Source organism: Mammaliicoccus sp. H-M34 (assembly GCF_022386495.1).
Classification (GTDB): Bacteria; Bacillota; Bacilli; order Staphylococcales; family Staphylococcaceae; genus Mammaliicoccus; species Mammaliicoccus fleurettii.
Window position 1 is genome coordinate 43,133 of the sequence record NZ_JAJNIK010000011.1, and the last position, 12,628, is coordinate 55,760.

The 12,628-nt window shown below is 34.8% G+C and carries 15 protein-coding genes and 1 other annotated feature; all 15 genes read right to left on the bottom strand.

Annotated features, from left to right (window positions below):
* Nucleotides 1-99: 99 nt before the first annotated feature.
* Entirely contained in the window at nt 100-3,654 is a 3,555-nt protein-coding gene (gene rpoB, locus LQ608_RS11550) for a DNA-directed RNA polymerase subunit beta (protein WP_239752031.1), read from the bottom strand.
* Between the two features lie 206 nt (nt 3,655-3,860).
* A complete protein-coding gene (locus tag LQ608_RS11555; RefSeq protein WP_078357777.1) occupies nt 3,861-4,469 on the bottom strand; it encodes a class I SAM-dependent methyltransferase in 609 nt (202 codons plus the stop codon).
* 82 nt (nt 4,470-4,551) lie between these two features.
* Nucleotides 4,552-4,914 (bottom strand): 50S ribosomal protein L7/L12, encoded by a 363-nt coding sequence (gene rplL, locus LQ608_RS11560; protein WP_237687749.1) that lies wholly within the window; start codon nt 4,912-4,914, stop codon nt 4,552-4,554.
* A 40-nt stretch (nt 4,915-4,954) separates the two neighbouring features.
* The gene (gene rplJ, locus LQ608_RS11565; RefSeq protein WP_078357775.1) at nt 4,955-5,461 is read right to left on the bottom strand and encodes a 50S ribosomal protein L10; all 507 of its coding nucleotides are present in this window, start codon (nt 5,459-5,461) and stop codon (nt 4,955-4,957) included.
* Between the two features lie 43 nt (nt 5,462-5,504).
* Nucleotides 5,505-5,645, bottom strand: a sequence feature (ribosomal protein L10 leader region).
* Between the two features lie 41 nt (nt 5,646-5,686).
* Nucleotides 5,687-6,379, bottom strand: a complete 693-nt coding sequence (gene rplA, locus LQ608_RS11570; RefSeq protein WP_078357774.1) for a 50S ribosomal protein L1 — start codon at nt 6,377-6,379, stop codon at nt 5,687-5,689.
* 115 nt (nt 6,380-6,494) lie between these two features.
* Nucleotides 6,495-6,917, bottom strand: coding sequence for a 50S ribosomal protein L11 (gene rplK / locus LQ608_RS11575; RefSeq protein WP_025904858.1), 423 nt, complete (start codon nt 6,915-6,917; stop codon nt 6,495-6,497).
* Between the two features lie 147 nt (nt 6,918-7,064).
* On the bottom strand, nt 7,065-7,613 hold the full coding sequence (gene nusG / locus LQ608_RS11580; protein WP_078357773.1) for a transcription termination/antitermination protein NusG: 549 nt from the start codon (nt 7,611-7,613) through the stop codon (nt 7,065-7,067).
* Nucleotides 7,614-7,627: 14 nt separating this feature from the next.
* Nucleotides 7,628-7,807, bottom strand: a complete 180-nt coding sequence (gene secE, locus LQ608_RS11585; protein ID WP_025904856.1) for a preprotein translocase subunit SecE — start codon at nt 7,805-7,807, stop codon at nt 7,628-7,630.
* Between the two features lie 14 nt (nt 7,808-7,821).
* The gene (rpmG, locus tag LQ608_RS11590) at nt 7,822-7,962 is read right to left on the bottom strand and encodes a 50S ribosomal protein L33 (protein ID WP_078357772.1); all 141 of its coding nucleotides are present in this window, start codon (nt 7,960-7,962) and stop codon (nt 7,822-7,824) included.
* A gap of 50 nt (nt 7,963-8,012) precedes the next feature.
* Nucleotides 8,013-8,627, bottom strand: a complete 615-nt coding sequence (locus LQ608_RS11595; protein WP_239752032.1) for a sigma-70 family RNA polymerase sigma factor — start codon at nt 8,625-8,627, stop codon at nt 8,013-8,015.
* Between the two features lie 79 nt (nt 8,628-8,706).
* A complete protein-coding gene (locus tag LQ608_RS11600; RefSeq protein WP_078357770.1) occupies nt 8,707-9,225 on the bottom strand; it encodes an NYN domain-containing protein in 519 nt (172 codons plus the stop codon).
* Complete coding sequence (gene rlmB, locus LQ608_RS11605; RefSeq protein ID WP_078357769.1) at nt 9,225-9,971, bottom strand: 23S rRNA (guanosine(2251)-2'-O)-methyltransferase RlmB; 747 nt, start codon at nt 9,969-9,971, stop codon at nt 9,225-9,227. The genes LQ608_RS11600 and rlmB overlap by 1 nt, the downstream gene beginning before the upstream one ends.
* The gene (locus tag LQ608_RS11610) at nt 9,964-10,353 is read right to left on the bottom strand and encodes a Mini-ribonuclease 3 (protein WP_239752054.1); all 390 of its coding nucleotides are present in this window, start codon (nt 10,351-10,353) and stop codon (nt 9,964-9,966) included. Before LQ608_RS11610 ends, rlmB begins: the two co-directional genes overlap by 8 nt.
* A 13-nt stretch (nt 10,354-10,366) precedes the next feature.
* Nucleotides 10,367-11,770 carry a cysteine--tRNA ligase gene (cysS, locus tag LQ608_RS11615; RefSeq protein ID WP_078357767.1) on the bottom strand — a complete coding sequence of 468 codons (1,404 nt, stop codon included), beginning with the start codon at nt 11,768-11,770 and terminating at the stop codon, nt 10,367-10,369.
* Nucleotides 11,754-12,395, bottom strand: a complete 642-nt coding sequence (cysE, locus tag LQ608_RS11620; RefSeq protein WP_078357766.1) for a serine O-acetyltransferase — start codon at nt 12,393-12,395, stop codon at nt 11,754-11,756. The genes cysS and cysE overlap by 17 nt, the downstream gene beginning before the upstream one ends.
* Nucleotides 12,396-12,628: the final 233 nt, after the last annotated feature.

Below are 12,628 nucleotides of genomic sequence, written 5' to 3' on the forward strand. Positions count from 1 at the left end.
GAGCCTACCTCCTTCAATTTAAATTAGTTGTGCCGGTTGATTGATAATGTATAACAAATGAAAAGCGCAAAGGTAATACCAAATGCGCTTTATTAACTTTTAATCAGTTACTTGTTGTCCTTCTATTGCTGCATCTTGTGAAACACCTAAATCAACTTTTTTGTCCATCATATCTTCATCTTCTAAATCACGCATTTCGATTTCATTATCATGTTCGTCCATAACTTTAACGTCTAGACCTAAACTTTGTAATTCTTTCATTAATACGCGGAACGATTCAGGAACACCCGGTTTAGGGATGTTTTCACCTTTAACAATGGATTCATAAGTTTTAACACGACCTACAGTATCATCAGATTTATAAGTTAAAATCTCTTGTAAAGTATATGCAGCACCATATGCTTCAAGTGCCCATACCTCCATCTCACCAAAACGTTGTCCACCAAACTGAGCTTTACCGCCAAGTGGTTGTTGTGTAACTAGTGAGTATGGTCCAGTAGAACGTGCGTGTAATTTGTCATCTACCATGTGTGCAAGTTTAAGCATATACATAACACCTACAGATACACGGTTGTCAAACGGTTCACCAGTACGACCATCGTAAAGTACAGTTTTACCATCACGAGCCATACCTGCTTCTTCAATAGTTGACCAAACATCATCATCGTTTGCACCATCAAATACTGGTGAAGCAACATGAATACCTAAATTCTTAGCTGCCATTCCAAGATGAAGTTCTAACACTTGTCCGATATTCATACGAGAAGGTACACCTAATGGGTTTAACATGATATCAATTGGTGTTCCGTCTGGTAAATAAGGCATATCTTCTTCAGGTAAGATACGAGAAATAACACCTTTGTTACCATGTCGACCACACATTTTATCTCCGACATGTATTTTACGTTTTTGAACGATGTATACACGTACTAATTGGTTAACACCAGGAGATAATGAATCATCGCCTTCTTCTCTATTGAACACTTTAACATCTAATACAATACCACCTGCACCATGAGGTACACGTAATGAAGTATCACGAACTTCACGAGCTTTTTCACCAAAGATTGCATGTAATAATCTTTCTTCAGCAGTTAGTTCTGTTACACCTTTAGGCGTTACTTTACCCACCAGAATATCTCCGTCTTTAACTTCTGCACCAACATAGATAATACCTCGATCGTCTAAGTTTTTAAGTGCATTGTCAGAAACGTTTGGAATATCACGTGTAATTTCTTCAGGTCCTAATTTAGTATCACGAGCCTCTGATTCATATTCTTCAACGTGAATTGAAGTGTAAACGTCATCTTTAACTAAACGTTCACTCATGATTACAGCATCCTCGTAGTTATAACCATCCCAAGTCATGAAACCAACAACTACGTTACGACCAAGTGCCATTTCACCTAGTTCCATTGAAGGACCATCAGCTAAAATTTCACCTTTAGTAACGATATCGCCACTAGCAATAATTGGACGTTGGTTATAACAAGTACCAGAGTTACTACGTTTGAATTTAGATAATGGATAACGGTCTAATTCCGTTTCAATTTCTTTACCATTTTCTTCAACAATACGTCTAACAAGAATTTCTTTAGCTTCAACGTGTTCAACTCTACCTTTGTATTTCGCAACAACAGCTGCACCGGAGTCACGAGCAGTTACGTGTTCCATACCAGTACCAACAAATGGTGCTTCTGGATTCATTAAAGGTACTGCTTGACGTTGCATGTTTGCACCCATAAGCGCACGGTTAGAGTCATCGTTTTCTAAGAAAGGAATACATGCTGTCGCAGCAGAAACAACTTGTTTAGGTGAAACGTCCATGTAATCCATACGTTCTTTCGGTTTCGTAGTATTATCCCCACGGAAACGACAAAGTACTTCATCATCAACGAATTTACCAGTTTCATCTAATACTGAGTTTGCTTGCGCAACAACATAACTATCTTCTTCGTCAGCTGTTAAATAGTCAATTCTGTCAGTAACTTGGTTTGTTTCTATATTAACCTTACGATAAGGTGTTTCAATAAATCCAAATTCATTTACTCTCGCATAACTTGATAAAGAGTTAATTAAACCAATGTTTGGTCCCTCAGGTGTCTCGATAGGACACATACGACCATAGTGAGAGTAGTGAACGTCACGTACTTCCATACCAGCACGTTCACGAGTTAAACCGCCGGGTCCAAGAGCTGATAGACGACGTTTATGCGTCAACTCAGCTAATGGGTTTGCTTGGTCCATGAATTGTGATAATTGAGAGCTACCAAAGAATTCTTTAATAGATGCAATTACTGGACGAATATTTATTAATTGTTGAGGTGTGATTGAATCAGTATCTTGAATTGACATACGTTCACGTACTACACGTTCCATACGTGATAAACCAATTCTGAATTGGTTTTGTAATAATTCGCCTACTGAACGTAAACGACGGTTACCTAAGTGGTCAATATCATCTGTATAACCTACACCATGTAACAAGTTAAAGAAATATGATAATGAAGAAATTATATCTGCTGGCGTAATACACTTAACAGCTTCATCAGGGAATGCATTACCGATTACTGTTGTTGTACGTTTTTCTTCATCACCAGGAATATATATTTTAACAGCTTGTACTTCAACTGGTTCATCTAATACACCGCTATTTAACTCATATACATGAATATTAGCGTTAGATTCTAAAACGTCGATAATTTTATCTAAGTTACGACGATCTAGTACAGTACCTTCTTCAGCTGCAATTTCACCTGTTTCAACATCAACAATAGGCTCAGCTAAAGTTTGATTGAATAAACGATGTTTAAGGTGTAATTTTTTGTTCATTTTATAACGACCAACGCTTGCTAAGTCATAACGTTTTGGGTCGAAGAAACGTGAATATAATAAACTTTTAGCGTTTTCTACTGTTGGTGGTTCTCCTGGACGTAAACGCTCATAGATTTCAAGCAATGCTTGATCCGTTGTTTCAGTATTATCTTTGTTCAAAGCATTTCTTAGGTATTCATTGTCACCAAGTAAATCAATGATTTCTTGATCTGATGAGAAGCCTAATGCACGGACTAATACTGTGATTGGTAATTTACGAGTTCTGTCTATTCTTACGTAAGGAACATCTTTTGCATCTGTTTCATACTCTAACCATGCACCACGGTTAGGAATTACAGTAGTTCCAAAACTCACTTTACCGTTTTTATCAACTTTTTCATTGAAATAAACGGAAGGTGAACGTACAAGTTGAGATACAATAACACGTTCTGCACCATTAATAACAAAAGTACCTGTGTCAGTCATTAATGGGAAATCACCCATAAATACTTCTTGGTCTTTTACTTCGCCTGTTTCTTTATTGATTAAACGGACTTTAACACGCAATGGCGCAGCATATGTCGCATCACGGTTTTTAGACTCCTCTAAATCATACTTCGGTTCACCTAAACGGTAATCTACGAATTCTAAAGATAGGTTACCTGTAAAGTCATCAATTGGAGAAATGTCTCGGAACATTTCAAGTAAACCTTCTTTAAGAAACCATTCATATGATTTCGTTTGAATCTCGATTAAGTTAGGTAGTTCTAAAATCTCGGAAATTCTCGCATAACTTCTACGAACACGATGTCTTCCATACTGGATAAGTTGACCTGTCAACAGATTCACCCCTCAAATATTGTGAATATAACTTTGCGTCTTACAAAATAAATATAATAAGACAAAAAGAAAACGGAAAGTCAATGATTCCATTTTCTATTTCGTACGACTTATTCCTAACATTCAATTAAGGGCGACGCAAAAGTACACACTTATTGAATATAATTTTTAACATTCTATTACTATATCAGAACAAAACAGCAAAATCAAGCTTTTACACTTTTTAAAATGTAATAACCCTTGCTTTTTTCTATTGTTTCTGCATTACCATAAAGATCTTGCATTTTCTTCTTTGCAGAAGGCATGCCTTGTTTCTTTTGAATTACGACCCAAAGCTCTCCACCACTAGATAATACGTCATTACTTTGTTCAAGTATTTGATGCACAATTTCTTTTCCAGCTCTTATTGGAGGATTTGTTAATACACAATCGAATTTTAAATCTAAGACAGCATCTAAACAATTACTAACTTGTATATTTGCATTACTTATTTTATTAGATTTCTGGTTATCTTTCGCTAAATCTAATGCACGTTCATTAACATCCACTAACGTTATTTCGCTGTATGGAAGTACTTTTGCACACATTAAACCTATCGGGCCATAACCACAACCTACATCCAATATTTTCTTTTTAGGACCAGGGGGATTTGCATTTAAAAAAGTAGAAATCAACAAATCAGATCCAAAATCTATTTTCCCTTTCGAAAATACACCATGATCCGTTTGAAGTGAGAGTTTGTTGTCGCGATAGAAATAATCGAAATTTTCTCGTTCCGACTTCACATTTGGATCATTATCAAAATAATGACTCATTACGCCACCTCTTTATCGCATTTAATGAGTAAAGAAAAACCCGTTATCATGATAATAACGGGTTTTTGATTTAATACAGAAATTATTTTACTTCTACAGATGCGCCAACTTCTTCTAATTTTTCTTTTAAAGCTTCAGCGTCTTCTTTAGATAATCCTTCTTTAACAACTTTAGGAGCGTTGTCTACGATTTCTTTAGCTTCTTTTAAGCCTAAACCAGTTACTTCTTTAACTGCTTTAACAACTTTAATTTTTGAATCTCCAGCTGAAGTTAATTCAACGTCAAATTCAGTTTGTTCAGCTGCTGCGTCTCCACCAGCTGCGCCAGCTGCTGCTACAGGAGCTGCTGCTGTTACACCAAATTCTTCTTCAATAGCTTTTACTAAGTCATTTAATTCTAATACTGACATTTCTTTAATTGCTTCGATAATTTTTTCATTAGACATGATATATATCCTCCATTAATTAATTTTATTTGTTGCTGAATTATTCAGCACTTTCTTCTTTTTGTTCTCCAACAGCTTTAACTGCATAAGCAAAGTTACGAACTGGAGCTTGTAATACAGATAGTAACATTGATACAAGACCATCTTTTGATGGTAATGAACCGATTGTGTTAACTTCTTCTGCAGTAACAACTTGTCCTTCAATAACACCTGCTTTGATTTCTAAAGCTTCGTTTTGTTTAGCGAAATCAGCAAGAATTTTCGCTGGTTCAACTACTTCTTCATTTGAAAAAGCAATTGCGTTAGGACCAGTTAATGATTCTTCTAAACCTTCGATTCCAGCAGCTTCAGCAGCACGACGAACTAAAGTATTTTTGTAAACTTTATATTCGATTCCAGCTTCACGTAATTGTTTACGTAATTCAGTAACTTGTGCAACTGTTAAACCACGGTAATCCACAACAATTGTTGAAACAGAATTTTTAAATTGTTCAGTAATTAAATCAACTTTTTGTTGTTTCACTTCAACGATTTTTGAGTTAGACATCTTTACACCTCCATATTATTTATCACGTGCTTTTATGATGAGGTATCTCAACAAAAAAGCACTTTTTACCCAGGGCAAAAAGTGCTTGAAATTTATACGTTCAAGTCAATTTAGGCCTCGGTAGGATTAACTTTTAAGTCCAAAAATGAACTCCTACTGTCTTAGGTTAAATATTACACATCCAAAACTATAACGCGTTTTGGACGTGAAGTCAATATATTTATATTATAATTTAAAGCTAGAAGTATCAACTTTGATACCAGGGCCCATTGTTGTTGTAACAGCAACAGACTTGAAGTAAGTACCTTTAGATGATGCTGGTTTAGCTTTTGTTAATGTATCTTGAATTGTTTTGAAGTTATCAACTAATTGTTGTTCATCAAATGATACTTTACCAATAGAAGCATGAACAATACCAGATTTTTCAGCACGGTATTCTACTTTACCTGCTTTAATTTCTGCTACTGCTTTTTTGATATCCATAGTAACTGTACCAGTTTTAGGGTTTGGCATTAAACCTTTAGGTCCTAATACACGACCAAGTTTACCAACTTCACCCATCATATCAGGTGTAGCAACGATTACATCAAAGTCAAACCAACCTTGGTTGATTTTATTAATGTACTCTTCACCTACATAATCTGCTCCAGCTTCTTCTGCTTCTTTGATTTTATCGCCTTTAGCGAATACTAATACACGTTGAGTTTTACCAGTACCGTGTGGTAATACTACAGCACCACGGATTTGTTGGTCATTTTTACGAGTATCAATACCTAAACGAAATGCAACTTCAACAGATGCATCAAAGTTAACAGTACTTGTTTCTTTTGCTAATTTGATTGCTTCTTCTACAGCGTAAGCTGAAGTACGATCAACTTTAGCAATTGCTTCTTGATACTTTTTACCTTTTTTAGCCATATTGTTTTTCCTCCTTTAGTGGTTTTAGCGGAATGTTACCTCCCACGTGCATTGCCATCAAGACAATGCAATAGCAGACAGCGAAATAGCCGCCTGCTTAAACTTCAATACTTAATTATTCTACGACAATACCCATGCTACGTGCAGTACCTTCAACGATACGCATAGCTGCTTCTTCAGATGCCGCGTTTAAGTCAGGCATTTTAGTGTTAGCAATTTCACGTACTTGATCTTGAGTTACTGTTGCAACTTTAGTTTTGTTAGGTTCACCTGAACCTTTTTCTACTTTAGCTGCTTTTTTAAGTAATACTGCTGCAGGTGGTGTCTTAGTGATGAAAGTAAATGAACGATCTTCAAATACTGTAATTTCAACTGGAATGATTAAACCTGCTTGCTCTTGTGTACGAGCGTTGAATTCTTTACAGAATCCCATAATATTCACACCGGCTTGACCTAATGCAGGACCAACTGGTGGTGCTGGGTTTGCTTTACCTGCAGGAATTTGCAATTTAACTACTTTAACTACTTTTTTAGCCACGATGTGCACCTCCTTGATATCGTGATGTGGTCATGGGGTAATGATATTTTACCCTCCCACTCTTCATTTCATAATGAAATGGTTGCGCATAGTCCGAGCGCGACCTTTAAATAATAACATTGAAAATTAGGAATTTCAAGTGTTTTTTTACAACTTTTCAATTTGGTCGAATTCTACTTCAACCGGCGTTTCTCTACCGAACATGTCAACAAGTACAGTTAGTTTATACTTTTCAACATCTATTTCTTTTATTTCGCCAACTTGGTTATTGAATGGACCGCTTGTTACACGAACTTGTTCTCCTAGTTCAACTTCAACATCGACTGTTTTTTCTGACATACCCATTTGTTTTAAAATGAATTTCGCTTCATCATGTAACAATGGGTTAGGTTTAGAACCTGCACCAGCAGACCCAACAAATCCTGTAACACCTGGTGTATTTCTAACAATATACCATGATTCATCCGTCATAATTAGTTCTACTAATACATAACCTGGAAATGTCTTCTTAATTTGTGTTTTGGCTTTACCATCTTTAATAGAAGTTTCTTCCTCTTCTGGAATTACAACTCTAAAGATTTGTTCTTGCATGTTCATTGTATCAACACGTTTTTCAAGGTTAGTTTTTACTTTGTTTTCATAACCTGAATAAGTGTGGACTGCGTACCATCGTTTAGCGCCTGTATCTTCTGACATTTTGCCACTCCTTACTATCTAATCAAATTAATTAATTCTGTAATTCCTAAATCTAGTGCATAGAAAAAGATTAAGAAAAAGATTACTGTGCACACTACTATTGTTGTATATTTAACAAGTTCTTTGCCTGTTGGCCAACTTGTTTTCTGCATTTCTGATTTTACGCCTTGAAAGAAGTTTTCTTTTTTAGCCATTGATTTTCCTCCTTTTAGATGGATTCTTTATGCAATGTATGCGTATTACAAGTTTTACAAAACTTTTTTAGCTCTAAACGGTTATCTGTATCTTTTTTGGGGACTGTATAATTCCTAGCTCCGCATTTTTCGCAATTTAAAGGGACTTTTCTCATCTTATCACCTAATTCATTCTAATCCTAGATTAATATACAAAACAAAACACCTAATTGTCAAACAGTGCTGAATTAATTTCAGCTCTATTGAACTTCTTTTTTAATCGGTATTGTGCGTTATATATATGTTTCACAGGTACATCGAGTTCTTTTGAGATTTCTTTTTTCGTTCTTCCTTGCAAAGTTAATTTTACTACGCTTTCTTCCATTTTAGTTAACTTTTTTCGTTCCATTAAATATATTAGTGTACTTTCTGTTAACAGCATATCTTCAAATGACTGAGCTTTAGTATCATAAATACGCTCTACTAAACTATACGCTTCTTTTTTATTTTCATCTATACTGAGCGACTCTGTATGCAGTTTATACTTTTCGCTTTTCATTTTACGTATATAATCAATCTTAGCATTTTTAATAATAACGTTCACACAATGCACAAAAGAATCATCTTGTTGGCAATCAAAAGTCAGTACTTGTTTATATATTTTATATCTGATAACTTGCGCGATATCTTCTTTATCTTCATGAGTTAAACTTAAAGTATTCAACCTTTTAGTAATGTCTTTTTCAAAAACGTTTAACAACTGGCTAAACACTTCTGTATTTCCTTGTTGTATAGCATGAATCCATTTTAGAAGTTGCTTATCTGTAAATATGTCATTCATGATGTTCATTCCTTATCATAGGTGTTGACCATATTTTACAGAGCGCTATACTTTTTAATCAAACTTCAAAAAATAAAGTTTACTTGTGATTTCGTCGCCATTTTTCAAATTGTTCTAATACTTCATCTGGTAAGTCCAACCTGTTTCTAGGTGTTTTTGTTTCTATTTCGGATAACCGCTTCGTAATTACAGATTCTTGGTTAGCAATCGTTGACCACATTTCTCTTGAAGAAATTCTATATGCTCCTGAACCGAAAATAGCATGTTGCTCACTCATATCACTTGTTACGACGGTTATATGTGTAATGTGCTTACGATATAGTTCGTATGTTAATTTTTCAATGTAGCTGTCCGCAGTTTCTTTACCTTTTGTGTAAACAACTTTTACACCGTGTTTAATTTCAATAGATTCTGTACCCTCTACTCCATAAGCATCAAAAACAACAATCATTTCACCATCATGTTGTGTATTGTAATTAATAAGTGTGATTAACAGTTTATCTCTTGCTTCTTCTAAAGAAACTTGAGCAATTGAAGATAATTCGTTTGACTGTCCTATTAAATTATAGCCATCGATAATTAAATAGATATCTTTCATTACGACTGACCTATAGGGTGCCTTTTTCGGTAAACTTCATACATTAATAGACTTGCTGCAACTGATGCATTAAGGCTGTTAACATGGCCAACCATTGGTAATTTAATATAAAAATCACACTTTTCTTTAACTAATCGACTCATGCCTTCACCTTCACTACCAATAACAATCAATAGTGGCATTCCAGCATCCATTTGACGATAATCTGTTGCATTCTGTGCATCCGTACCTGCAACCCAATATCCTACTTCTTGAAGACGTTCAATTGTTTGTGGCAAATTCGTAACTCGAATCACTGGAACATGTTGAATAGCACCAGTTGATGCTTTAGCTACAGTTGCATTTAATTGAACTGACCTTCTTTTCGGTATGATAATTCCATCAATACCGATAGCATCAGCAGTTCTCATAATCGATCCTAAATTATGTGGATCTTCCAAACCATCTAACATTAATAGACAAGGTTGGTGGTCAATATCTTTCGTTTCTGAAATAAAATCTTCCAATTCCTTATAAGGATACGGTGCAATCTGTGCCGCAATACCTTGATGAGGAACATCTGTTAAATAATCAATTTTTGATTTAGGAACAGTCTGAACAACAATTTTTTCAGATTTTGCAAGTTTTAAAATCTCACCGATTTGTTTCTTATTGATGCCTTCTTGAATAAGCACTTTATTAATTGTGTGCCCTGAAGTTATCGCTTCTTTTACTGCATGTCTACCAACAATAACTGATTCATCCATTTGTACTCACCCTTTCTTCTGTAATTTCAATCATTTTATAAACTAATTCTTCTAGACGCTCTATTTCATCTATCAAAAACAAATATCCAATAACCGCTTCAATTGCCGAACTTTTTCTATAAGTTTGAATGTCGGTATTTTTAGCTTTAGTATGACTTTTCGCATTTCGACCACGTTGTATGATTTCTAACTCTTCTTCATTAAAGAATGATTCTTCTATCAATACATTAAGTACATATGCTTGTCCTTTTGCTGAAACATATTGTTTTGACAATTGATGGAGACGATTCGGCTTGCCTTTAATTTTAAGGATAATATGTTTTCTAACATAAGTGTCTAAAATAGAATCTCCCATATAAGCTAAAGATAAAGGATTTAACATTTTCACTGTTAATTTATCCACGTTTAAACCTCACACCTTGTGCTGTATCTTCAAGAATAATATTTTGTTCTTTTAAAGCATCTCTAATTTCATCAGCTCTTTGGAAGTTCTTAGCTTTTCTCGCTTCATTACGTTCTTCGATTAAAGCTTCGATTTCTTCGTCTAGTAGTTCATTTTGCTCTTTACCAACTAAAGGCACGCCCAATACATCGCTGAAAATTTGATAAACTTCTTTAAAATGTTGAATCGTTTGAGTTGATGTCGTATTTTCTAACAAGTATTTATTCGCCAATTTATTCAAATCATACCATGCAGTCATAGCATTAGCAGTGTTAAAATCATCATCCATATACGTTTCAAAATCTTTCAACGTTTGATTGATGCTTTCCATATATTGATTTGTTTCATCTTTATCTTGTAGTGCGAATTTTTCTCTGTCTACTAAAGATTTATAACTATTACGAATTCGCTCTAAACCTTTATTCGCTGCTTGAACAAGATCTAAATCATAATTAATTGGGTTTCTATAATGTGCACCAACCATAAAGAATCTTAATACATCAGGATCAATTTCTTTAATGATGTCATGAACTAAAATAAAGTTTCCTAATGATTTACTCATTTTTTCGTTATTTATGTTTACAAATCCATTATGCATCCAATAATTAGCAAACGTCTTATCATTATGTGCTTCAGATTGTGCTATTTCATTCTCATGATGCGGGAATTGCAAGTCTGTTCCACCAGCATGAATATCAATCGTATCACCTAAATGAACTTGAGCCATTACAGAACATTCTATATGCCATCCTGGTCTACCTGCTCCCCATGGGCTATCCCATTTAATTTCACCAGGTTTAGCTTGTTTCCACAGTGTGAAATCTAATTCGTCTTCTTTTTGTTCACCTGTTTCAATTCTTGCACCAACTTTTAAATCATCTATGGATTGATGACTTAACTTACCATATCCATCAAAACGTCGTGTACGATAATATACGTCTCCGCCACTTTCATACGCATATCCTTTTTCCACAAGTACATTTATAAAAGCAATGATATCGTCCATATGATCCATAACTCTAGGGTTAGCTGTGCCTCGTTTACAGTTTAGTGCGCCAGTATCTTCATAAAATGCTTCTATAAATCGATCTGCAATTTCAGGTACAGTTTCACCTAATTCATTGGCTGTCTTGATCAACTTATCATCAACATCAGTGAAATTAGATACGTATTGAACATCATACCCACGATATTCTAAATATCTTCTTACTACATCAAATGCAACTGTCGCTCTAGCATTTCCAATATGAATGTAGTTATAAACAGTTGGACCACACACATACATTTTTACTTTTCCTTCTTCAATGGGAATAAATTCTTCCTTTTGCCTCGTTAACGTATTATATAACGTAATCATCAACAATCTCTCCATTCTTCGTCTTTTCAAGTTGACGTTCTAATTCTTTTAATTGTTCGTATATAGGGTCTGGTAACTTCGTATGATTAAAGTTTTTACCGACTTTCAATCCATCTTGTTTAACGATTCTACCTGGTATACCAACAACTGTTGAGTAATCCGGAACATCTTTCAACACGACTGAGTTCGCTCCAATGTTCACATTACTTCCTACTTCTATGTTGCCAAGTACTTTTGCTCCAGCAGCAATTAAGACATTATCACCTATATCAGGGTGTCTCTTACCTCGCTCTTTACCTGTCCCTCCAAGTGTCACACCTTGGTATATCGTCACATTATTTCCAATGTTACATGTTTCACCTATTACAATTCCCATACCATGGTCGATAAACAATCTACTACCTATAGTTGCTCCTGGATGAATTTCTACACCAGTAAAAAAACGAGATATTTGCGATATCGATCTTGCAATAAAGTACATTTTTTTCTTAAAAAACCAATTCGCGATTAAATAACTCCATATAGCATGTAGTCCTGAGTAAGTCATAACGATTTCAAATGAAGATCTTGCTGCTGGGTCTTGATCGAATACCATTTGAATATCATCTTTGACTCTTTTAAACATTTAAATCCCCCCTCAGATAACAAAAAGGCGCCTCTAACAATAATTGCTAGAGGTGCCTTTTTGCACGGTTCCACTCTTTTTAGCATTAAAAAATGCTCACTCATTTAAATATCAATATATTATGCTTGTGTAATAAAGGTGCATTCGATTATATAATGTGGCACATTTTCAGCAACCATGTACTCTCTAATTTCACATTATCCAAACTACTTGTCCTTTAAGTCATTTTTATA

What these genes read in the sequence shown, in the direction of transcription:
- LQ608_RS11555 (WP_078357777.1), bottom strand. Translation starts at nt 4,469, where the DNA reads ATGAGTCATTATTTTGATAATGATCCAAATGTGAAGTCGGAACGAGAA.
- rplL (WP_237687749.1), bottom strand. Translation starts at nt 4,914, where the DNA reads ATGTCTAATGAAAAAATTATCGAAGCAATTAAAGAAATGTCAGTATTA.
- rplJ (WP_078357775.1), bottom strand. Translation starts at nt 5,461, where the DNA reads ATGTCTAACTCAAAAATCGTTGAAGTGAAACAACAAAAAGTTGATTTA.
- rplA (WP_078357774.1), bottom strand. Translation starts at nt 6,379, where the DNA reads ATGGCTAAAAAAGGTAAAAAGTATCAAGAAGCAATTGCTAAAGTTGAT.
- nusG (WP_078357773.1), bottom strand. Translation starts at nt 7,613, where the DNA reads ATGTCAGAAGATACAGGCGCTAAACGATGGTACGCAGTCCACACTTAT.
- secE (WP_025904856.1), bottom strand. Translation starts at nt 7,807, where the DNA reads ATGGCTAAAAAAGAAAACTTCTTTCAAGGCGTAAAATCAGAAATGCAG.
- rpmG (WP_078357772.1), bottom strand. Translation starts at nt 7,962, where the DNA reads ATGAGAAAAGTCCCTTTAAATTGCGAAAAATGCGGAGCTAGGAATTAT.
- LQ608_RS11595 (WP_239752032.1), bottom strand. Translation starts at nt 8,627, where the DNA reads ATGAATGACATATTTACAGATAAGCAACTTCTAAAATGGATTCATGCT.
- LQ608_RS11600 (WP_078357770.1), bottom strand. Translation starts at nt 9,225, where the DNA reads ATGAAAGATATCTATTTAATTATCGATGGCTATAATTTAATAGGACAG.
- rlmB (WP_078357769.1), bottom strand. Translation starts at nt 9,971, where the DNA reads ATGGATGAATCAGTTATTGTTGGTAGACATGCAGTAAAAGAAGCGATA.
- LQ608_RS11610 (WP_239752054.1), bottom strand. Translation starts at nt 10,353, where the DNA reads ATGTTAAATCCTTTATCTTTAGCTTATATGGGAGATTCTATTTTAGAC.
- cysS (WP_078357767.1), bottom strand. Translation starts at nt 11,770, where the DNA reads ATGATTACGTTATATAATACGTTAACGAGGCAAAAGGAAGAATTTATT.
- cysE (WP_078357766.1), bottom strand. Translation starts at nt 12,395, where the DNA reads ATGTTTAAAAGAGTCAAAGATGATATTCAAATGGTATTCGATCAAGAC.